This window comes from Arthrobacter zhaoguopingii, assembly GCF_009828605.1.
GTDB classification, from domain to species: domain Bacteria; phylum Actinomycetota; class Actinomycetes; order Actinomycetales; family Micrococcaceae; genus Arthrobacter_D; species Arthrobacter_D zhaoguopingii.
Window position 1 is genome coordinate 125,087 of sequence record NZ_WIAE01000004.1, and the last position, 21,827, is coordinate 146,913.

The following is a 21,827-nucleotide window of genomic DNA, read 5'->3' on the forward strand; positions in this document are numbered from 1 at the left end:
TACTCTTTCTACCGTGGGGGTCGGCCGGCGTAGCGCCGGTGCTTACTGGTTCGGAAGCCGAACGGGCATCAGGAGATACCGGTAGTCTTCCCGGTCCTCGCCTGTGGCTTCCTCCTGTGCCGACATGACAGCCGGTTTGGGCGGGGACGTGAACGAAAAGCGCACGAACTTGCTGGGGAAGGCCCCGAGGCCTTCGCTGAGGTACTGCGGGTTGAACGCGACGGTGATGTCGTCGCCGTCAAGGGTCGCCTCGATGGCTTCGGAGGCCTGGGCGTCCTCGCCGGTGCCGGCGTCGAGGGCCACCTGGCCCTGGGTAAAGGCCAGCCGAACCGGGGTGTTCCGCTCGGCCACCAGCGACACACGCCGCACGGCCTCGACCAGGGCACTGGTTTCGACAGTCGCGTGGATCGGCGTGGTTTCGGGGAACAGGGACCGGATCTTCGGGTAATCCCCATCGACCAGCAGCGAGGTGGTCCGCCGGCCGCCGCTTTCGAACCCGATCAGTTCGCTGTCATCCGAAAAGGCGATGTTCAGGTCGCCGGCGCCGCCGAGGGTCTTGGCTACCTCGTTGAGGGTCTTGGCCTTGACCAGGGCGCTCGTGGAGATGCCCGGTGTGGAAGGCTTCCAGGACACTTCGCGCAGGGCCAGCCGGTACCGGTCGGTGGCCAGGAGCGTGATGAGGTCGTCTTCGATCTCCATCCGGACGCCGGTGAGGATGGGCAGGGTGTCGTCGCGGCTGGCGGCGATGATCACCTGGGAGACGGCCTGGGCGAAGGCATCACCATCGACGACGCCGCTGACGGCGGGGAGCTTCGGCAGCTCGGGGTATTCACCTTCGGGCATGGTGGCCAAATTGAACCGGCTGTTGCGGCAGGTCAGGGTGACTTTCGATCCGTCAGTGGCCACCTCGACCGGTGCCGAGGGCAGGCTGCGGCAGATATCGGCGAGAAGCCGCCCGGAAACGAGGATGGTCCCTTCCTCGCTGATGTCGGCGGGGATCTCGAGACGCGCCGAAATCTCATAGTCGAAGCTCGCCAGGGAGAGGGCTCCACCCTCGGCCTTGATGAGCAGCCCTGCCAGCACGGGAACAGGTGGGCGCGGGGAAAGGGAGCGCGCTGTCCAGGAGACAGCCTCCGCGAGAACGTCCCGCTCAACTCTGAATTTCACGGAAGGAAGCCGCCTTTCACAAAGTACCTCTCGAGTACAACCACCGACATGGACGTACGTGGGCGGGGTCCGGTGTCTGTGCGGAAAGAGAATCCGGGAGGGCACCGTTGACCCCAACCCTGCTTGGAACACAGCTTAGCCTGAGCCGCCGGGTCCCGTGGATGGGTGCCGTTCGGAACGGTCGGCACCGGCCGGCACGACCGGGGAGGGCCCGGATCCGAGGTCGGACCGGGGTGCAGGAACACGAGAGTGTTATCTGAAGAACTTTTTGAAGTTTAAGGTTCGTAGTGTTAATAACTGCTGTGGAAACTGTGGATAAGTCCACCCGCCGCCTGCAATCCGCGGATCTGCCCTGTGGACAAGCTGTGCGTCCACAGGGCGCCCCGGAAGCCGCCCCTGTGGGGAAAATCCTTGTCATTTAGCGGATCCACAGGGCAGGTAGGGGTTTTCCTCAGGTTTCGGCAGGTTGTTCCGGGGGTTATCCACAGCTGTGTCCACAGCTGTTAATTTCCCGCCCGGTCGGTGGTCGCCCGACCGGGCGGTCTCAGGCTTCCCGCTGCTTGTGTTTGATGCGGTTTGTCAGCTCGGTCACCTGGTTGAAGATGGCCCGGCGCTCGGCCATGAGCTCGCGGATCTTGCGGTCGGCATGGATGACCGTGGTGTGATCACGGCCACCGAGTTCCTGGCCGATCTTGGGCAGGGACATGTCGGTCAGTTCCCGGCAGAGGTACATGGCGATCTGCCGGGCCGTCACCAGAGTGCGGGTGCGGGACTTGCTGCACAGCTCTTCGAGGCTGATCTGGAAGTAGTCAGCGGTCTGGGCCATGATCACCGTCGAGGTGATCTCCTGCGCACCGTCATCGGAGATCAGGTCCTTGAGAACGATCTCGGCCAGGTTTACGTCGACCGGCTGCCGGTTCAGGCTCGCGAAGGCGGTGACCCGGATCAGGGCCCCCTCGAGTTCCCGGATGTTCGTTGCGATCTTGGACGCGATGTATTCAAGGACGTCATCGGGTGCGCTCAGGCTGTCGCTGATCGCCTTCTTGCGCAGGATGGCGATACGGGTTTCGAGTTCAGGAGGCTGGATATCGGTGAGCAGGCCCCACTCGAACCGGGACCGCATGCGCTCCTCGAAGCCTGAAAGCTGCTTCGGCGGCAGGTCCGAGGTGATCACCACCTGCTTGTTGTGGTTGTGCAGCGCATTGAAGGTGTGGAAGAACTCCTCCTGTGTCCGGTCCTTACCGGAGAGGAACTGGATGTCATCGATGAGCAGGATGTCCACATTGCGGTAGGTCTGCTTGAAGCTCGTGCCCTCGTCGTCGCGGATCGAGTTGATGAAGTCGTTCGTAAATTCCTCGGAGTTCACGTACCTCACCCGGATGCCGGTGTAGAGATGCCGGGCATAGTGGCCGATCGCGTGAAGGAGGTGGGTCTTGCCAAGGCCCGAGTCACCGTAGATGAACAGCGGGTTGTAGGCCTTGGCGGGAGCCTCGGCGACCGCGACCGCGGCGGCGTGGGCAAACCGGTTCGAGGAGCCGATGACGAAGGTATCGAAGATGTACTTGGGGTTCAGGCGGCCGAACTCATGGGAGTTGCTCGGCGGCGTCGGCGAAGGCTTCGGTTCTTCCCGCTGCTCCGGGGAGGGCACCGCTTCCGGAACCGGCTCCTCCTCTGCGACCGGAGTGAGATCGGGGTCGATGACGAACGCACACTGGATGTCCTCCCTGAACACTTCGTGCAGGGCTTCGTCCAGAGCAGCCTTCAGCTGGGTCTGGAGCACCTCGCGGGTCAGTTCATTCGGGACGGCGACCAGCATCGTGGTGCCGATCAGCCCTTGGGCCTGGGCCAGAACGACGAATCCGCGCTGCCTCGGAGTGACGCGGTCGTCATGCTCGAGGGTACGGATCACCTTCCGCCATGAGCTGCCGACGTCGTTGACCTCGTCCGTTTCCACCACTAATACCCCTCAAAGCTTCACAATCCGCACCTGAAAATGGCCGTAATCCACAGGGTTGTACACAGATGGTGGATAAACCGGCCCTGCCAAGACTAGAGGATGGAAACTACAGAAGATAGCGGTCAAACCGTGGACAAAGTGGGGCCCGGGACGGCGTGCGGGGGCATTTCGGCGCTACCCGGCGCCGTCCGGAGGCCGGTGATTGTCCACAGGCGGATGTCCACAGGTGTGGATGATGCAGTGGATGGAGCCTGCCGCCGGCCGGTTTGACGCTGCTGTGTCCCGTCGCCTAACGTTATGTAGTCCTTTATGTCTGCATTTCGCATGCCATCACGACTGTTCCGGGTAGTAAGAGGCCTCGGATGCGTGCTGGCGTTTCGAGCGTTCTGCGGGTGTGCACCTTAATCGCGTCAGTCTGTTCTTCCCCCTTGTTGCAATGGGCCGGACGCATCTCAAGATCGTCTTGGAGTAAACACAGTGAGCAAGCGGACCTTTCAGCCGAATAACCGCCGTCGTGCCAAAAAGCACGGTTTCCGCCTTCGCATGCGTACCCGCGCAGGTCGTGCCATTCTGTCGGCACGCCGCAGCAAGGGCCGCACCGAACTGTCGGCATAGCGGTACAACCCTTTCCGCGATGAAGCCCAGCCTGGATCGCGCGGTGTTCGATACTTTTCCGGTTCCTTAGGAAAGGCACAGTCGATGCTCGCGAAGATCCACCGGGTGCGCGTCGCCGGAGATTTTGCACGGACCGTACGTTCCGGTGCCCGCTCAGGGCGCCGGAACGTCGTCTTATATGCCCTGCCCCGTCCGGGTGGGCCCAGCCGGTGCGGATTTATTGTCGGGAAGAACGTCGGGAACGCCGTGACACGAAACCTCGTGAAGCGCAGGCTGCGTGCCGCGGCCGCGGTATTCATCGCGCGCAACCCGCAGGGGATCGACCTTGTGGTCCGTGCCCTTCCCGCTTCCGCCCTCGCGGGGTGGGATGATTTGAGCAGCGACTTCGATAAGGCGGCGGCCGGCGCCCTCCGGCGCAGCAGGGACAAGGGAGACACGGGATTGTGACGGCGACCGGACCCCGGTACTGGAGCCTCCTGCGCGATGCCCCCCGCGGCCTGCTGATCCTGCTGCTTAAGGTTTACCGGCGGATCGTTTCCCCCCTCTATGGACCGGTCTGCCGGTTCTACCCGAGCTGCTCGGCTTACGCACTTGAGGCGGTCACCGTCCACGGTGCTCTCCGGGGAAGTACGCTTGCGGTGAAGAGGGTCCTGCGATGCCATCCCTGGAACGACGGCGGCGTGGACCACGTGCCACAGGGCGGCAGGAAGTTTCCCGAGGGGAAAGTGCCCGCGATAGTTGTGTTGAACCACCCGGTAATTCCGGACGATGACGAAGGCCGCCTGAGCGGTTCGAGGAGCTAACTGATTATGGATTTCTTCGGGACGATTCTGTTCCCCTTCCGGTGGCTGGTGTCCTGGATCATGGTGATGTTCCACGAGGGCTTCACCTTCCTAGGGATGGATCCGGAGTCGGGTTGGACCTGGACCTTGTCGATCATCGGTCTCGTCGTCGTCATCCGTGCCGCCCTCATTCCTGTTTTCGTCAAGCAGATCAAGGCCCAGCGCGGGATGCAGGCGCTGCAGCCGGACCTGCGCAAGCTGCAGCAGAAGTACAAGGGGAAGACCGACCAGCTTTCGCGTCAGGCAATGACGCAGGAGCAGATGGCTCTGTACAAGAAGCACGGGACAAACCCCTTCGCCGCCTGCTTGCCGATCCTCATCCAGATGCCGTTCTTCTTCGCGCTGTTCACAGTGCTCAACGGAATCTCGAAGGCCAGCCGGGAGGGTGAAGAGATCGGGGCTCTCTCCCCTGACGCGGTGCGGGAGTTTGATGACGCCACCATCTTCGGTGCGCCGCTGTCCTCGACCTTCCTGGGCAGCTTCGGCGGCAATATCAACTTGAGCGTGATTATCCTCTCGGTCCTCATGATCATCGCCATGACGGCCTCGCAGTTCATCACCCAGAAGCAGATCATGGCGAAGAACATGTCCGAGGAGGCAATGCAGAGCCCCTTCATGCGTCAGCAGAAGATCATGCTCTACATCCTCCCCCTGGTCTTCGGCATCGGCGGCATCAACTTCCCGATCGGCGTCCTGATCTACTGGACGACCACGAACATCTGGACCATGGCCCAGCAGTTCTACGTCATCCGGAGGATGCCCACCCCCGGCTCTCCGGCAGCCAAGGCCCTCGCGGAGAGGCGCGCCAAGAAGGGGCTGCCGGCTGTCCCGCTGCTCGGTGAGCGGAAGGGCGAACCCGTTGTCGAGACGGTCGCACAGCCTCGTGTCCAGCGGGTCCAGCCCCAGCGCAAGAAGAGGAAGAAAAAATGAGCATCGATAACGAGCGCCCGGAACCCGCGGACACCACGGAGGAGGGCGGCGACGACGCGTCCAAGGCCTCCCGTCTCGAAGACGAAGGCGACGTCGCTGCCGACTATCTTGAAGAGCTCCTCGACATCGCCGACATCGACGGGGACATCGATATCGAGGTACGCAGCGGTCGCACCTACATTTCCATCGTCTCCGAGGACCGCAGCAATAACGGGCTGAAGGTCCTGGTTGGGCGCGACGGCGAGGTGCTTGAGGCGCTTCAGGAACTCACCCGGTTGTCAGTGCTGACCGCGACCTCGAACCGCTCCCGGCTGGTCCTCGACGTCGATGGCTACCGTGGCGTACGCGGCGACGAGCTCCGGAAGATCGCCGAGGATGCTGTGGCCGAGGCGAAGGAAAGCGGTGCCGAAGTAGTGCTTGAACCGATGAGCGCCTACGAGCGGAAGATCGTCCATGATGCCGTGGCCGAGCTCGGTTTCGCGAGCGAGTCCGAGGGCGAAGGCCCCGGCCGGCACATCGTGGTTTCCGCTGCCGATGACTGAGGACCTTCCAGTATCCGTAGGCGGAACGCCTTCGGCAGTGTTACCCACGGACGCGGAACGGAAGGCCGCGGAAGCGGTGTTCGGTGAACGGTTCGCCCTGGCGGAGCGCTTTGTTGAGCACCTTGCCACCTCCGGCATCGAGCGCGGGCTGCTGGGTCCCCGCGAGGTTCCGCGGCTGTGGGGGCGGCACGTGCTCAACTGCGCCGTCGTCGCTGAGCTGATCGGGAACGGCAAGTCGGTGTGCGACGTCGGAAGCGGCGCTGGCCTTCCCGGGATCGCCCTGGCCATCGCCCGTCCCGACCTTTCCCTTGTGCTGGTTGAACCACTCGAACGCCGGGTGGCCTGGCTCAATGAGGTCGTCGAGGACCTCGGCCTCGATAACGTGGCGGTCCATCGGGCCCGCGCCGAACAGGCCGTCAAAACCGTCGACGCCGATGTGGTCACCGCACGGGCGGTCTCCGCGATGTCCAAACTGGCCGGCCTTACCATGCCCCTGCTCAAGGGCGAAGGCCAGGTCCTCGCGATCAAGGGCCGCAGTGCGGCCGAAGAAGTTGCCGATGCCCGAAAGGTCATCCGCCGTCTGGGTGGCAGCAGCGTGGAGATCGTCACTGCAGGCGAGGGTGTGCTGGAGGAACCGACGACGGTGGTGCGCATCACCGTCGGCTGATTCCGGCGTCGCCCGAGGGGTTCTGAGCGGAGAGCCGGCGGCCGGATCGCCGCGCGGGAACGCCGGCACGGCCGGGCAACCCGTTAGTCTTAGAAGTAACAGTGCCTGGCATGTTGGAAGTGAGCTACCGAGTGACTATGAAAGACACCGCATCTAAGCGGAACTCGACCATGTTGGTTGCGGGAGCGCCGCTCGCGGTAGGGCTCGGGGAAATTCAACCGGAAGTGTTTGCCGATCCGGCCAACACCGGAATCGTTTCACGTGAAACCACCTTCTCGCTGTCGGACTCCGCGGAAGCTCCGGTCAAGAAGAGTGGCAAGGGCAACAGCGTGATGGAAGCAATGGATGATTCCTCCCCGCTGGGCAGGGAGCTGGCAAGTGAGACCCGGCGGCGGGAGAAGCTGCTGGGCCGCAAGCTTCCCCGGCCGGAGTCCACGCGCGTGGTCACGATCAGCAACCAGAAGGGCGGGGTCGGCAAGACCACGACCACCGTCAACATCGCCGCCGCACTCGCTTCCTCCGGTCTCAACGTGCTGGTGATCGACATCGACCCCCAGGGAAATGCGTCCACGGCGCTGGGGATCCCCCACCACGCTGAGGTCGACAGCATCTACGACGTGCTGATCGACGACCTGCCGCTGAGCCAGGTGGTGGCACCATGCCCCGATATCGACAACCTGATCTGTGCACCGGCCACCATCCACCTCGCCGGCGCCGAGATCGAGCTGGTGTCCCTGGTCGCCCGGGAGCAGCGCCTGCGCCGCGCGATCGACGTGTACGCCAAGGAGCGCGCCGAAAACGGTGAGCCCCGCCTTGACTACATTTTCATCGACTGCCCGCCGAGCCTTGGACTGCTGACGGTCAACGCGTTCGTCGCGGCGCGGGAGGTTCTGATCCCGATCCAGTGCGAGTACTACGCACTCGAGGGTCTGAGCCAGCTGCTGAAGAACATCGAGATGATCCAGAAGCACCTCAACGCAGATCTGGTTGTCTCAACCATCCTGCTGACGATGTACGACGGCAGGACCAACCTGGCCGCCCAGGTGGCCGCTGAGGTGCGCGAGCACTTCCCCAAGCAGGTCCTTAAGGCAGTCGTACCTCGCTCGGTTCGAATTTCCGAGGCCCCAAGCTATCAGCAGACCGTCATGACCTACGATCCGTCGTCGTCCGGTGCCCTGTCCTACCTTGAGGCCGCAGCGGAAATCGCCGAACGTAGTTAGCCTGAACGGGAGCCGGCTGGGCCGCCCCTACACTGTTCCTAGCGTCGTATGTCGCGAACCAAAGCCGTTCGCAATCTGAAAGGGTAACCAATGGCGGAAAAGCGCCGGGGTCTTGGCCGTGGTCTGGGGGCGCTCATTCCCAGCGCCCCTGCCGAAGAAGCGGAGGTGTCCTCCGAGTCCCTCAAGCAGTCCGGCCGTCCAGCCGATCTCTTCTTCACCTCCGGGCAGGGGCATGACGGTGCCCCCGGGGCGAAGCGGGAGCAGCGGGGCAGCGGAATCAACAAAGATGCATTGATTGCTCCATCGCGCCGCAACGGCGGCAAGCCCGCGGCAAAGACTGCACCTCCAGCCAAGCGGGTTGCGGTCCCACCGGCTGCGGATGCCGCCGAGACGGTGCCGGCGTCCACCCCGGCGGAGGTTTCACGTGAAACGGAATCCTCATCTTCGCCGGTAGACATTCCCGCCGCGCCGTCGTCCACCGCCGCGCCGTCCACCGCCCGCAGTACCGGAGCCAAAGGCCGGAAAAAGGCCGCGTCCCCCTCGGTGGGCGCCGCTGCTGCCGATGCACCCGCTGACGCCCGGCCGCAGCCTGGTCAGGCGCCGGAACCTGCTGACGCCCGCGGAGCCGCCGATACAGCCGTGGATGCGCCCGGACCGGAGGACGCCCCGCAGAAGGCCGACGCAGCCGTTCAAGACCTCGGGCAAGCCGCTCAGAACCCCGTAGAGCCTGAACAGGCGGCCGTAGTGGAGCCTGCCACGGTCGAGGGGCGGGAAGCGCCGACGCAGGCCGAGGTGCCCGCCGGCAGCACGGCTCGGAATGGTGCCGCTGCGGACGGGGACGCGGAGTCGGCGGCCGTAGTGGACAGCGACCCAGGAGGACTTCTTGAGGTTCCGGGTGCCCGGTTCGCTGAACTCCCGCTCGATGCCATCCACCCCAACCGGAAGCAGCCCCGATCGGTCTTCGATGCCGATGAGATGGCTGAATTGGTCCACTCCATCCGCGAGATCGGGGTGCTGCAGCCCATCGTCGTCCGCCCCTCCTCGGAAAAGGGCGATGCCCCCTACGAGCTGGTGATGGGTGAGCGCCGCTGGCGCGCGACCCGCGAGGCCGGGCTCGAACGTGTTCCAGCGATCATCCGGTCCACGGCCGATGATGACCTGCTGCGCGACGCCCTGCTTGAGAACCTTCACCGGAGTTCGCTCAACCCGCTTGAAGAGGCGGCGGCGTACCAGCAGCTGCTAGACGACTTCGGTTGCTCCCACGAGGAGCTGGCTGAGCGCATCGGCCGTTCACGTCCGCAGATCTCCAACACGCTTCGGTTGATGAAGCTGCCTCCGCTGGTTCAGAGGCGGCTGGCCGCCGGCGTTTTGTCCGCAGGGCATGCCCGCGCGCTTCTGGGTCTGGCGGATCAGGCCGAGATGGAGAAGCTGGCGCAGCGGATCGTCGCCGAAGGCCTTTCCGTGCGGTCCACCGAAGAGATCGTTGCGATGAGCGATGGGCTGCGGAGGCAGGCGAAGCCAACCACGCCCCGGAACGCCGCACGCCATGAACGACTGGACTACCTGGCGACGTCACTGTCGGACCGGCTCGATACCAGCGTGAAGATCACCCTGGGCGCGCGCAAGGGTAAGGTGAGCATCGAGTTTGCAAGCGTCGATGACCTCAACCGCATCATGACCGTATTGGCGCCGCCGTCAAGCTAGTCTGGGTCGGTCCGCTGCCGAACGCCGGTTCGTTTCACGTGAAACGGGCCGGCGTTTTGCTCTGCTCGATCTGTCCTGAGACGTCATCCTTCGCGCAGACGGAGTTTCTGAGGCGGCGCGTCGGGGTGTGACGCCTGAACGCACTTCCACCGACGGAGGCCGGGAGTGAATAGGGACGCTCCCACACTTTTCCGACGCCTAGGCACGGGGGTTCTCGTCCTGACTCGTCTTTGTCGCGTGGTTTGGAGCGCGTGGCGTCCATTCCTATTGTCCCCAGTCGGCAATTTGGCGTGTTTCACGTGAAACCTCCGCCATGCAGGGCAGTGTGACCGGGGTCCCGGCCGGAGTGTGGGTGTTCGAATAGCGCGACAGGGTCGAGATCCTGTCGACGCGGCTCTCACGGGTAGTGCGTGCTAGTGAGCCCTCGCTGGCGCAACAGCAGCGTTTCACGTGAAACGGTTCGAAAGCAGTTAGACGACCAGCGGCGGCCAGGCCTCCAATCGCGGCACAGAGGCATCGTGGGTCGGGGTCAGTCTCCCGCCCAGCCCCGACCCACGCGGCTCGGGCCCGCCGACAGCGGGAAGACGGTGACCAGTGTGTCACGCATCGCCGCGGGAGTGCGAGCCTATCCAGCACACCGTCCTCGATGGCCCTGGACCAGTCCCTTGGCCCGGCCGACCGGCGGCCATGAGTCAGGGAGCACCATGCGAGCCGTGGGATCCCGCCCTTCGAGCTTTATGTAAAACCGCTCAGCACACAGAGGACTAGGTGGAGCGAGGAGCGCTCCTACTCTTTTCGTGGGTTAGGTCCGAAGGAACGGACCGACGGGTGAGCGCCCGGTTTCACGTGGAACGTCGAGAGCCGGGTTTGTCCCTTAGAAGCTTTCCGGACCCTTTCCGTCGATCCCAACAAGGCCCCTGCACGTCATCCTCGGACCTCCCATCGGCACTTCAGGCTCTCCAGGAGCAGTCGTGGCTGGCTATTCGGCTGGCGCCCTGGGGGCCCCCGTTCTACAACTAGTAGGCCCCGTGGATGGAGGCGGCCCACGAGCCGGGGAATGTGCGAATGGGGGCAACGTCATCGCAGTTGGAGTGGTTTCACGTGAAACGACGTGGGTCGGAGTGTGCTGAGCCGTTCGAATCCGAGTCTGCACAGATCACTCGGCGCGCGAACGATGCCCCCAGCGAACGGGCTTCCCAGGGCTGCCTTGAATCCAAACGGCTCATGTCGGGTGGATTCCTCGCCTAAGCCGTGGAGGTGAAAATGGCCGCGTGTGCCCCCCAAACTGTTCAGGCACTCCCGCACCCGTCGGCACATAGATCGTAGGATTGTTGAACTGGCGGCGCGCGACCCCTAGATCCTCGCGTGGTGAATGGTCACATCCTCGGACGGAGGTAGGTCCGGCGATTGGCTGACTGATCGGCCGGGGCATCCCGGGCAGTTGAGAGGGTGTTTCACGTGAAACGGTGCCCGCCTCGCGCGAGAATTCGGTGGCCATCGGGTTTGCAAATCCGCCCCGTCCCCGCTGCGCGCTCCCGGTGTGGCGTTCCGCGGTCAAGTCCAGGGTGTGACAATTCGGCAGCATTGCTGGTCCTCCTGGCCAGGGACATGGCCTCGGTACACCTCCCGGGGGGGTCAGTTCGCGCCCCCTCTTAGCAGTCGCGGTGGAGACCGGGCCGCACCGAACGGTTCACCAACCGAAGTAGGCTGACCGGGCGGGGGTAAGCTCCACACCTGCGGACTACAAGAGACGAGGTTTCACGTGAAACAGGTGTCCGCCTCGTCCGGCGAGGGCCGGCAGTTGGTAGGCAGAGGCGTATGCCGGCCTCCGGAGAAACGTCCCAGCGAAGCCTTACAAGCACGGGTTGCCCGGCTCCCGGGGATATCCGCTCCAGCCCGGGTGAGCCGTTCCTCCCGCAATGCCCGGCGGGAACGGGCGGACGGGCTCTTCAGCTGCATCCGGGCGCCAGGAGGCCGACGATCCACCCGCGGTCCCCGGCCGACCTAGGGCGACCGGTGCGCCTCTCGCGCGTGCCGGTGAGTCAGGCTGGTCAGCGCCCCCAACTCTGCCGGGGAGCCGGATGGCCTCGAGCGCCCGGTGCTGGCGTGCGGCCGTGCGGCGACCCGCGCCCTCCCGTGCCATGCGTGGTGCCCTGCTGGGTTCCCTGCTCGACTCCCGTGCCGGTTGCCTATCCGGGAGGGGCGGACCGCGCCCCGCTGCGGGTATAGGTACCGAGGAGGTGGAACGCTGAGCGCGTCCCCGTCCCGTCAACAGGTGGTCCCCGGAAGCTCTTCTCGGGAAAAGGAAAGGCCGGCCGCCCCGAGAGGCGGCCGGCCTTGTGAGCCGCGAGGGGCTGCTGAGCCCTAGTTGATGAAGGCTGAGAATTCCTGCTCAAGAACCTGCTTGGGCTTTGCGCCGATGGACTTGGCCGCCACTTCGCCGTCCTTGAAGACGTACACCGCAGGAATCGAGGTGATTCCGTATTTCGCAGCGATGGCAGGGTTGTCGTCGACGTTCACCTTGACGACGTCGATCTTCTCGGAGTGCTCTCCGGCGATCGCATCGAGAATGGGCGAAAGCATACGACAGGGGCCGCACCATTCCGCCCAGAAATCAACCATTACCGGTTTCTGAGCCTGGAGGACGTCCGCCTCGAAGGTCGCTTCGCTTACATCTTTGGTAGTGCTCATTGGTATCTCCCTTGGTGGATTAGACGAAAGCCTGCTCGGACACGGCTTCGGCCGGCGGCGTGGGAACTGCGGCCGCGGTCTTCACGGCGTCGCCCAGGTCGGCCAGGTAGTGCTCGACATCAATGGCGGCCGCGGCTCCGGAGCCGGCGGCCGTGATCGCCTGGCGGTAGGTGGGGTCGATGACATCGCCCGCAGCGAAGACGCCGGGCAGGGAGGTCTTCGAGGTCCTGCCGACGACGGCGATGGTGCCCTCCGGCGTCAGAGTCAGTTGGTCCTTGACCAGCTCGATGCGCGGGTCGTTACCGATGGCGACGAACACGCCGGTGACGTCCAGGTCGCTGGTCGATCCTTCGACGGTGCTCTTGAGCTGGATTCCGGTCACCTTGCTCTCTCCACGGATGCCGACAACTTCGGAGTTCCAGATGAAGCGGATCTTTTCGTTGGCCAGCGCGCGGTCCTGCATGATCTTCGATGCCCGAAGGGTGTCACGACGGTGCACGACAGTGACGGAGCGGGCAAACTTGGTCAGGAAGAGAGCTTCCTCAAGGGCGGAGTCACCACCGCCGATGACCGCAATGTCCTGATTGCCGAAGAAGAAGCCGTCACACGTGGCACACCAGCTCACGCCGTGCCCGGAAAGACGCTTCTCATCCTCAAGGCCCAACTCCCGGTAGGCAGAGCCTGTGGAGATGATCACAGCGCGGGCCACGAAGGTCTCTCCCGTCCCGATGGTCACCTTCTTGACCTCACCGGTCAGCTCGACGGAGACAACATCCTCAAAGAGGATTTCGGTGCCGAAGCGCGCCGCCTGCTTCTCGAAGTTCTCCATCAGCTCCGGGCCGAGGATTCCATCGGGGAATCCCGGGTAGTTCTCGACATCGGTGGTGTTCATCAGTTCACCACCGGCCTTGACGGAACTCGCGATCAGGAGCGGCTTCAGGTTCGCCCTTGCCGCGTAGACGGCGGCGGTGTATCCCGAAGGTCCGGATCCCACGATGATGACATCGTGGATTTTCTGCTCGCCTTCGGGCGTGCCGCCTGCTGCGGTCTGGGTTTCAGTTGTCACGTTTACGGTGAACCTTCCTATCTGGGTGCACGCTACAGTAGCCTGCGCATGGATCTCCGCGGACCCCTAGCACAACCATGGCTGTCCTCGGGTTATTCCGAGGAGCGCGTCCGGGAGGAGGCGCCGTGTCGAGGGAGCGACCGCGCTTCCTAGGAAACGCCGATCTCGGCGATACGCAGTCCCCAGGGGAACTGCGCCTGAATGTTCGAGAGCCGGGGCAGCTGGGTGAAGTTGACGATCACATAGCGCGCCGTGGCCGGTCCGTCGTCACCTTCCGGAACGGGCGTAGTGATGGACGGCCCGGTGAACCCGCCCTGGGCGATCTGCTCCGCTCCCTCCAGGGTGGGGGCGTCGTTGAGCAACACCGAGAAGTTTCCGCCGGTGCCGTTCAGCTGGTCAATCTTGACCTCTGAGATTGTCGATTCCTCTTCCAGTTCAACCACGAGGGCGAGGCTCTGCGCCAGTCCGCCGAAGACGTCATTCGCGTAGACATAGCTTCCCCAGAAAGTCGCCGGGTTATTGTCCACGGTCAGGGGTAGGTTCGCATCGTTCGGGGCGTCGAGGTTCTGGTTGCTGGGAACCAGCCGTGTCACGCCGGTGATGACCGGGGGAACCGTTTCAGCGGCGGGCTCGGCGGACTCGGTGGCAGCTCCGGAAGGCGGGGTGGTTTCCGCTCCCTGTGTCTCCCCACCGGTGGTCGTGGGGTCCTCATTGGCCGTGGGGTTGGACAGCCCGCCGATGGTGGTCGCTGCGAGGACCACGGCAATGATCAAAAGCAGCGACAGAACCGCTCCCACCAGGATGCGGGTGAACTTCCGGTTGCCTTCGGGGCGGTCGTCCTCGTACTCATCCCGCTCGTCGGCGTCCGCAGGAGGAGAGGCCGGGAAGCGGGAAGGAGCCCGCTCCGGCCGCCCGGCAGCAGCCGACGCTCCCAGGGCCGAGGCGCCGAGGGCGGCGCCGGCAGTCCTGCCCGGGCTCGATGCCTCAGGTTCACTGGGCAGGCGGGTCACTTTCGGGTTGGGATTCTCCTGCCGACGGGAGTCGCTGCCCGACGACCCGCGGGAAGGTCCGGGTGACCCAGCGGGTGGCATCGGCGGCGCGGGCGGAACCGGACGGGACGCCTTCGGGGTCGATTCGGTACCGACGGCACGCTGTTCGGCGGTCCCTGCACCACCGGCGGTCCCTGCACCACCGGCGGTCACCGGCTGGGCATCCTCCGCGGCGGCTCCCGCCGCCGGCCGGCCGAACTTCTTCGACAGGTTGGCAAATGGTGAGCGGCGTTCGGCGTGTTCCCTCTCCTCGTAGTGGTCCTCATCGTAGGTCTCCGGTTCGGTGGACCGTGCCACCCCAAAGATTTCCGAACCAAGGGTGTCGGTGAAGAACGGTTCGATGTACGGTGCGTCCTGCTGCACGATCAGGTCCAGCAGGTCCGCAGCGGAGGCCCGGTTGGTGACGAGATAGGTACCCCCCTCGGTGATTCCCAGGTCGAGGACCTGGATCAATCCGGGACGCTCACCGGTTGCCACCTCGCGCGCACTGGCGGCCACCTGGCCGGCGTTGGCGGGCGAAGCGACAAGGATGCTGACGGGGCGGTTCAGGACCTGGTCCACGCCATCGAGCACAAGGTCCTTGTCAGCAGAAGCCAGCACATAGGCGGTGACTTTGTATCGGCCCCCTAGCACTGAACCGACGTCTACTGCTTCTGGCACGTGTTCCTCCCGCTGCAAGCTGGCTGATTTTTACCCATGCTACCGGTCGACCGCCTGTTCCCCGGGTTACGGCGTCAGTTCCCTCACCGCTTAAACCGGGCGAGCAGCGGGGAAAGGAATTCGCTGAGCTCGCTGACCTTCAGGGCCTTCAGCGCGGCGAGGTAAATCAGGGCCATCACCGTACCGCCGACAATGAGGACGGATGTCGAGTGCAGGACGGACTGCCAGACGAATCCGTCCGGCCGGTATGCGCCCGCCACCCAGAGAAGAGCCGAGCCGCCGACCGCTGCGGCGATCCCGGCGAGGGTGAGCCGGACATGGACGTCGAAGATATGCCCGGCGCCGTAATGCCCGATGGTCCCCCGAAGGAAGAAGTGGGTTACGGCCACCGCCACCACATTGCCCACCGAGTACCCCACTGCGAGCATCGGCACGATCAGGTCCGGCCGGAAGGCACCCGCGGTGAGGGCGAGAGCGACTCCCAGCACCGAGAGGATCAGCTGGATCTTCAGCGGGGTGACGACGTCCTCCCGCGCGTAAAACACCCGGTTAAGGAAGAAGTTGGCGCTCAGGAACGGCGCGCCGAGGGCCAGGAGCGCGATGATCACCGCATTGATGGCGCCGCTCGCCTGGGATCCACCGCTGAAGAGCATTCCCAGCGGCACGGCCAGGGTGAGCAGTGCCGCGGCTCCGAACACCGTGGCCACCCCGATCGTGCGCAGCCCGCGCGAGAGGGTGTCCCTGAGCGCTGCGAGGTTGTTGTCGGCGTGCGCCGCTGCGAGCTGGTTGAACAGAACTGTGGCAAGGGAGACGGCGATGACCGAATGGGGAAGGACATAGACCAGCGAACCGATCTCAAGGTTCGCCAGACCCGCAATCGGCTGGGGTGGTGTGCGGTTGGCGTAGTCGGCGCGGGCCTCGGTGGCGATGGTGGCGACCCACTGGTTCACCAGGTACAGGCCGTTGCCGACGAGCATCGTAATGATGGTGACCGACGCGAGCTTTCCGGTCTGGCCGAAGCCGACGCCCCGCCACCCGAACCGGGGGCTCAGACCCAGGCCAAGCTTCCTCAGCGGGAGAAACAGCACAAGGGCCTGAACGACGACACCGAGGGTGGTGCCGCCGGCCAGCAGGAGGGTGTGGGTGAGCGTCCAGTTCTCCGGGGTGTGCCCGGCGGTGCTTTCCGGGTCCAGGACCACGATGAAGGCAGTGAGGAAGCCGATGGAGATGACATTGTTGACCACGGGGGCCCAGGTGTAGGGGCCGAACGAGCCGTTGGCGTTGAGCACCTGGCCGATGATGGCGTACAGGCCATAGAAGAAGATCTGCGGCAGGCACCAGTAGGCGAAGGTGGTCACCAGGGCCAGGCGCGCACCGGAGACATTGCTCACGAGGTCCGCGATGAACGGAGCCGCAAGCGTCGCCAGGACCGTCAGCACCAGCAGCCCGCACACCGCCAGGGTGATGAGGCGGCTGATGTAGTCCGCACCCCGGTCCTCCTTGCGGCTTGCCTTGATGATCTGCGGGACCAGGACGGCGTTGAAGACGCCGCCGGCGACCATCAGGTAGATAAAGTTCGGCAGATTGTTGGCCGCGGGAAACAGATCGGAGACCTGGCCGAGAGTGCCGATTGCCGTGGCGAGCAGTGCTACGCGGATCAGGCCGAGAAACCTCGAGACAAGGGTTCCGGCGGCCATGATGGCGCTGGAGCGGGCGGTGGTGTCTTCTGCCGTGCCGCTGCCGCCGGATGCGGCGGCGCCGTCCCGTCCCGCGGCCGCGCCGTCAGAATGGCGCTGGGTGGGCCCGGCCAGCACGCCGGTGTCCTGCACCGGGATCGAGGCTGTGTTGCTTTCGGACATTGAGAACGTTCGTCTCCTTGCGTGACGCGGTGCGTCAGAGGTAATTGGGCAGGACCTCGCGGGCCAGATCCGCGATGCGCCGTTCGTTGGGGAACGAGAGTTTCCGCCCCAGCTCGTCAAGGGGCACCCACGCGACGTCGACCGCCTCATGGTCGGGATCGTTCTCGATGGTCAGGTGTCCGCCGGTGGCGACGAGGAGGAAGTGGTGAACCGTCTTGTGCACCCGGTGTCCGCTGACAGTGAACCAGTAGTCGATGCTGCCCAGCGCGGTGACGATGTCGCCGCGGATACCGGTCTCTTCCTCGATCTCGCGGACCGCCGCCTGCTCGCTGTCTTCCTGGTTCTCGGGATGGCCCTTGGGTAGGCACCATTCCAGCCTGCCGCCGCGGTTCAGGCGCGCGATAATCGCGACATTCAGGGTCCCGCTGGTAGTGTCCACAACGATCCCGCCCGCAGACACCTCCTCCACCGTGGGCAGCTGGTGCTGCGGTGCAGGCGTGCCCGGGCTTCCCATTGACACTGTCAACGGGGTGCGTTTAGGTGCACTTGGAACGGGTCGGTCCATGCAGACCACTCTAACGATCTTTAACGGCAGGCAATGACGGCGGCAGGCCGGACGGGCCGGAACGGATGGGGCCGCCGGCGGGCCGGAGCGTGGGAGACAGAAGGCCCCGACATGGAATTTGGCCCCCGATCTGGCACGCTTAAGGGACTATGGTGCACCCGTTGGACAAATCGACCCTGACCACGCCGCTCCCGCCGGTCGTCACCGAGCTCGGAGAGCTCTTCAGCAAAGCCGGCTACGAGCTTTCACTGGTCGGGGGACCGGTCCGCGACCTTTTCCTGGGGCGGAGCTCCCCGGACCTCGACTTCACGACCAATGCCGATCCGGACCAGACCCTCGCCGTGATCCGCGGCTGGGCGGACGCCTACTGGGAGATCGGACGGGCCTTCGGCACCATCGGACTGCGCCGGGGCTCCCACCAGATCGAAATCACCACCTACCGCGCCGACGCGTATGACCCGGGTTCAAGGAATCCGTCCGTGGCCTTCGGCTCGAACCTCGAGGAGGACCTGCTCCGGCGCGACTTCACCATTAACGCGATGGCCCTGACCCTTCCCGCGATGGAGCTCGTCGACCCCTTCGGCGGGGTGAAGGATCTGCACGCCGGCGTCCTTCGCACCCCGGGCGCGCCGTCGTCGTCATTCTCCGACGATCCGCTGAGGATGATGCGTGCGGCCCGCTTCGCCTCGCAGCTCGGAGTCAGCGTCGCCCCGGAGGTGGCCGAGGCGATGACGGCCATGGCGGAGCGGATCGGAATCATCTCGGCCGAACGGATTCGGGACGAACTCATCAAGCTGATCAACGGCCGCGCTCCCGGCCGGGGCATCGACATCCTCGTTGAGACCGGACTGGCCGACCATGTGCTTCCCGAGGTGTCCGCGCTGCGGCTTGAGATCGACGAACATCACCGGCACAAGGACGTCTACCGGCACTCCCTCACCGTCCTCGAGCAGGCCTGCGCATCGGAGACCGACACCGCCGGCCCCGTTCCGGGACCCGACTTCGTGCTGCGCTTCGCTGCGCTGCTCCATGACATCGGGAAGCCGGCCACCCGGAAGTTTGGGCCCGGAAACGCCGTCAGCTTCCGCCACCACGACGCGGTGGGCGCGAAGCTGGCCGCCCGCCGAATGCGCGCGCTGCGCTTCGACAACGACACCATCAAGGCCGTGTCCCGCCTCGTGGAACTGCACATGCGGTTCTACGGCTATGGTGAGGCCGGCTGGACCGATTCGGCCGTGCGCCGTTATGTGACCGACGCGGGGCCGCTGCTGGAACGGCTCCACCGGCTGGTCCGCTCGGATGTGACAACGCGCAACCGGCGCCAGGTGGAACGGCTTGCCTTTGCCTACGACGACCTTGAGGCCCGCATCTCCGCTCTGGCCGCACAGGAAGAACTCGCCATGATCCGCCCCGACCTGGACGGCGCGCAGATCATGGCCCTCCTCGGGATCGCACCCGGCCCTGTGGTGGGGCGCGCTTACCGCTATCTACTCGAGGAGCGCATGGAACACGGACCGTTGGACCCGGCAACCGCCGAGGCGCGGCTCCGCAGCTGGTGGTCGCACCAACCTGAATCAAAGGAGATACTATGAGTCCGCTCTCAGGGGCAGCCCAGCCCGATCCAACCCCCGCAGGCACCCCGCTGCCGCGGCTGTGGCTGCTCCGCCACGGCGAGACCGAGTGGTCCCGGGACGGAAACTACACGGGGCTCACCGACCTGCCCCTGACGCCCTTCGGCGAGGAGCAGGCGCTTGAGGCGAAGCGGCACCTCGCCGGCATTGACTTCGACCTGGTGATGAGCTCACCGCTCCAGCGCGCCGTCCGGACCGCCGAGCTGGCCGGATTCCCCAGACCCGAGATCGTTCCGCACGCCCACGAATGGGATTACGGGGACAACGAGGGCCGCAACAGCGCCCAGGTGCGCCGGGAGAACCCCGACTACCTGATCTGGAAGGACGGCGCCCCCAACGGAGAGACCCTCGAGCAGGTTGCCGCGCGGGCCGACCGCATCATCTCGCGCGTCCAGGCCGGCTGCCACACCCCGGCGGACCAGGACCCCGATGCTTCGCCGGTGCAGAACGCCCTGCTGGTGGCACACGGACATTTCCTCCGCGTGGTGGCTGCCCGCTGGCTGGAGTTCGCTCCCGTGGAGGGACGGCGGTTCGTTCTGGGCACGGCGGCTGTCTGCTCCCTGGGCTGGGATAAGCACACCCCGGCCATCATTCAGTGGAATCTCTAGGGTGAAATAAACCAAGAAATTTTTGAATTAATTAGTTCGAACCCTATGCCGGCGCCTCGGCATGGGGTAGATTGACTGTTGAGCCACTGATCCTCGAGGACATTCCCAGAGAGGACCAGTGCCAACGGTTCTATTAGTTATCTTTCGGACAGGAGGTAGGGATTGTGAATAACATGTCGAGCGGCCTTCTGACCCGCGGACCCAATCCGACCTTCGTCATCCGCGGCCACTAGCGGCCCCTGCGCCTGCGCGGCCCCCTTCCGGGGCAGCCCGACCCATCTGAACGGCAGCCTTCTTGACGCTGCCCCTCACGGGTTTTCTCGCGCTGCGGAATACCAGTGCTATCCCTTTAATTTCCCTTGTCGAAGGATAACCGTGTCCAAGTCCCAATCCCTTTATGACCAATTACCCTCGAATGTAGAAATGCCCAAAGCCGGACAATTCATTATGTCCGGGTCATTCACCGTCCTTCCCGCTGTGCCATCCGATGCGGTCAGCCGCATCTCCCACGGTGGACAGGACTCGACGGTCATGCCGGGCTTCCATCGGAAGCGGAAGGTGAAGCGTACGCTGAGGGCGCTCCGGCGGAATTTCGCCCGCTGGCAGCGGATCCAGGGCCCCGAAGCCGGATCCGCACGCGACAGTGCGGACCGCTTCCTCCTGCCCCAGCACTTGCTGAACATCCGGTGAGCACCGGCCTCCCGGCCGGAGGAATGTGGAGGCGCCCCGCGGCGTTGTATCGTTCAAGACGCTAGTCGCAAGCGGACCATGGGGAGAGGAGGAACGATGCCCCCCGTGAGACGTGTGGCGATGTTGTCCCTCCATACCTCCCCCCTTGAACAGCCGGGAGCCGGTGACGCCGGCGGCATGAACGTCTACGTGCGTTCCGTGGCGCTGGAGCTGGCGCGGGTGGGTGTCGAAGTCGACATCTTCACCCGGAGGGCGGGCGAGGAGCGGCCCTCCTGGGAAGAGATGGCGGACGGCGTCCGGGTGCATCACCTGGCCGCCGGTCCGCCCCACCGCATTCCGAAGGAAGCCCTTCCCCAGCTGACCGGGAGCTTCACGGCGGCCCTGACCGAAGTCGCAGGCGCCCTGGCCGGCGGCGGAGTCGACGTGCTTCACTCCCACTACTGGGTGTCCGGAACGGTGGGCCTGACCGTCGCCCGCAGGCTGAAACTGCCCCTCGTCCACTCAATGCACACCATGGCGAAGGTCAAGAACCTGAGGATGAAGAACCTCGGCACGGCGGAACCGCCGGTGCGGGTCAGTGGCGAGCAGGCCGTCGTCTCGGGCGCCGCACGCCTGATCGCGAACACCTCGACGGAGGCCTCGGAGCTTGAATCTCTCTACGGGGCGCACGCCGAGAGGATCGATGTGGTGGCCCCCGGTGTCGACCTCCAAACCTTCAATCCCGGCTCGCGTGAGGCCTCCCGGTCCCTGCTGCAGTTCCCCGAGCGTTCCTTCCATGTGGTGTTCGCGGGACGAATCCAGAAGCTCAAGGGACCGCAGGTGCTTGTGGCCGCGGTGCGCGAGCTCGTGGAGCGCCGACCCGACATCCCCCTGACCGTCAGCATCCTCGGCTCCCGCAGCGGCTCGGACGCCCTGAAGCTGCAGCCGCTGATCGATGACGCCGGGCTCCATGACATAGTGCGGCTGTACCCACCGGTCAAGGCCGCCCAGCTCGCCCACTGGTTCCGTGCGGCCGACGTCGTCGTCATGCCCTCCTTCAGCGAATCCTTCGGACTTGTGGCGCTCGAGGCGCAGGCCTGCGGAACGCCGGTCCTCGCCGCCAACGTGGGCGGGCTGCCCCAGGCCGTGAGCGACGGACGGACGGGCCTGCTCGTCGAGGGCCACTCCGCCGGGGGGTGGGCCGCCGCCCTGGAGAGACTGTTCGACGACACCGGCTACCGGGAGGCGCTCGGGCGCGGTGCCGCCGTGCATGCGCTTGCCTTCGGCTGGCAGCGCACCGCTCTGCTGACGGCCCAGAGCTACCGCACCGCCGTGGAGCGATTCTCCTCCGTTGCGGCGCGGTGATCCGACCGCCCTAGGATAGG

At 65.1% G+C, this 21,827-nt stretch carries 19 protein-coding genes; 12 read left to right on the forward strand and 7 right to left on the reverse strand.

The window, feature by feature from the left end; translation table 11 throughout:
- Nucleotides 1–42 precede the first annotated feature (42 nt).
- Complete coding sequence (dnaN, locus tag GVV77_RS06795) at nt 43–1,167, reverse strand: DNA polymerase III subunit beta (RefSeq protein WP_120165921.1); 1,125 nt, start codon at nt 1,165–1,167, stop codon at nt 43–45.
- A 544-nt stretch (nt 1,168–1,711) separates the two neighbouring features.
- Complete coding sequence (gene dnaA, locus GVV77_RS06800; RefSeq protein WP_159617501.1) at nt 1,712–3,121, reverse strand: chromosomal replication initiator protein DnaA; 1,410 nt, start codon at nt 3,119–3,121, stop codon at nt 1,712–1,714.
- 480 nt (nt 3,122–3,601) lie between these two features.
- Between dnaA and rpmH the strand changes: the two genes are divergently transcribed.
- From rpmH to GVV77_RS06840, 8 genes are all read left to right on the forward strand, one after another.
- Nucleotides 3,602–3,739 carry a 50S ribosomal protein L34 gene (rpmH, locus tag GVV77_RS06805; protein WP_055854070.1) on the forward strand — a complete coding sequence of 46 codons (138 nt, stop codon included), beginning with the start codon at nt 3,602–3,604 and terminating at the stop codon, nt 3,737–3,739.
- 84 nt (nt 3,740–3,823) lie between these two features.
- A complete protein-coding gene (rnpA, locus tag GVV77_RS06810) occupies nt 3,824–4,186 on the forward strand; it encodes a ribonuclease P protein component (RefSeq protein WP_159617390.1) in 363 nt (120 codons plus the stop codon).
- A complete protein-coding gene (gene yidD, locus GVV77_RS06815; protein WP_159617502.1) occupies nt 4,180–4,542 on the forward strand; it encodes a membrane protein insertion efficiency factor YidD in 363 nt (120 codons plus the stop codon). The genes rnpA and yidD overlap by 7 nt, the downstream gene beginning before the upstream one ends.
- Nucleotides 4,543–4,548: 6 nt before the next feature.
- Nucleotides 4,549–5,511: a membrane protein insertase YidC gene (gene yidC, locus GVV77_RS06820; protein WP_159617391.1), complete on the forward strand. Its 963-nt coding sequence runs from the start codon at nt 4,549–4,551 to the stop codon at nt 5,509–5,511.
- Nucleotides 5,508–6,053 carry a Jag family protein gene (locus GVV77_RS06825; RefSeq protein ID WP_159617392.1) on the forward strand — a complete coding sequence of 182 codons (546 nt, stop codon included), beginning with the start codon at nt 5,508–5,510 and terminating at the stop codon, nt 6,051–6,053. The genes yidC and GVV77_RS06825 overlap by 4 nt, the downstream gene beginning before the upstream one ends.
- On the forward strand, nt 6,046–6,720 hold the full coding sequence (gene rsmG, locus GVV77_RS06830; protein ID WP_159617393.1) for a 16S rRNA (guanine(527)-N(7))-methyltransferase RsmG: 675 nt from the start codon (nt 6,046–6,048) through the stop codon (nt 6,718–6,720). Before GVV77_RS06825 ends, rsmG begins: the two co-directional genes overlap by 8 nt.
- A gap of 332 nt (nt 6,721–7,052) precedes the next feature.
- Complete coding sequence (locus tag GVV77_RS06835) at nt 7,053–7,940, forward strand: ParA family protein (RefSeq protein ID WP_159617503.1); 888 nt, start codon at nt 7,053–7,055, stop codon at nt 7,938–7,940.
- 543 nt (nt 7,941–8,483) lie between these two features.
- On the forward strand, nt 8,484–9,644 hold the full coding sequence (locus GVV77_RS06840) for a ParB/RepB/Spo0J family partition protein (RefSeq protein WP_425483347.1): 1,161 nt from the start codon (nt 8,484–8,486) through the stop codon (nt 9,642–9,644).
- 2,364 nt (nt 9,645–12,008) lie between these two features.
- Here the strand turns inward: GVV77_RS06840 and trxA are convergent.
- The 5 genes from trxA to GVV77_RS06865 all read right to left on the reverse strand — a co-directional run bounded on the left by trxA (nt 12,009) and on the right by GVV77_RS06865 (nt 17,534).
- Nucleotides 12,009–12,335: a thioredoxin gene (gene trxA / locus GVV77_RS06845; protein ID WP_159617394.1), complete on the reverse strand. Its 327-nt coding sequence runs from the start codon at nt 12,333–12,335 to the stop codon at nt 12,009–12,011.
- Nucleotides 12,336–12,354: 19 nt separating this feature from the next.
- A complete protein-coding gene (gene trxB, locus GVV77_RS06850) occupies nt 12,355–13,401 on the reverse strand; it encodes a thioredoxin-disulfide reductase (protein WP_159617395.1) in 1,047 nt (348 codons plus the stop codon).
- A gap of 149 nt (nt 13,402–13,550) precedes the next feature.
- On the reverse strand, nt 13,551–15,110 hold the full coding sequence (locus GVV77_RS06855) for an ABC transporter substrate-binding protein (protein ID WP_159617396.1): 1,560 nt from the start codon (nt 15,108–15,110) through the stop codon (nt 13,551–13,553).
- Nucleotides 15,111–15,193: 83 nt separating this feature from the next.
- Nucleotides 15,194–16,969 (reverse strand): murein biosynthesis integral membrane protein MurJ, encoded by a 1,776-nt coding sequence (gene murJ / locus GVV77_RS06860; RefSeq protein WP_159617397.1) that lies wholly within the window; start codon nt 16,967–16,969, stop codon nt 15,194–15,196.
- 34 nt (nt 16,970–17,003) lie between these two features.
- Nucleotides 17,004–17,534, reverse strand: coding sequence for an NUDIX hydrolase (locus tag GVV77_RS06865; protein WP_120165932.1), 531 nt, complete (start codon nt 17,532–17,534; stop codon nt 17,004–17,006).
- Between the two features lie 149 nt (nt 17,535–17,683).
- Between GVV77_RS06865 and GVV77_RS06870 the strand changes: the two genes are divergently transcribed.
- The 4 genes from GVV77_RS06870 (at nt 17,684) to mshA (ending at nt 21,807) form a co-directional block, all read left to right on the forward strand.
- Nucleotides 17,684–19,126 (forward strand): CCA tRNA nucleotidyltransferase, encoded by a 1,443-nt coding sequence (locus GVV77_RS06870; protein ID WP_159617398.1) that lies wholly within the window; start codon nt 17,684–17,686, stop codon nt 19,124–19,126.
- Nucleotides 19,123–19,773 carry a histidine phosphatase family protein gene (locus GVV77_RS06875; protein ID WP_159617399.1) on the forward strand — a complete coding sequence of 217 codons (651 nt, stop codon included), beginning with the start codon at nt 19,123–19,125 and terminating at the stop codon, nt 19,771–19,773. Before GVV77_RS06870 ends, GVV77_RS06875 begins: the two co-directional genes overlap by 4 nt.
- A 423-nt stretch (nt 19,774–20,196) precedes the next feature.
- Nucleotides 20,197–20,463 (forward strand): hypothetical protein, encoded by a 267-nt coding sequence (locus GVV77_RS06880; RefSeq protein WP_159617400.1) that lies wholly within the window; start codon nt 20,197–20,199, stop codon nt 20,461–20,463.
- 96 nt (nt 20,464–20,559) lie between these two features.
- Entirely contained in the window at nt 20,560–21,807 is a 1,248-nt protein-coding gene (mshA, locus tag GVV77_RS06885; protein ID WP_159617401.1) for a D-inositol-3-phosphate glycosyltransferase, read from the forward strand.
- The last annotated feature ends 20 nt before the right edge of the window (nt 21,808–21,827 follow it).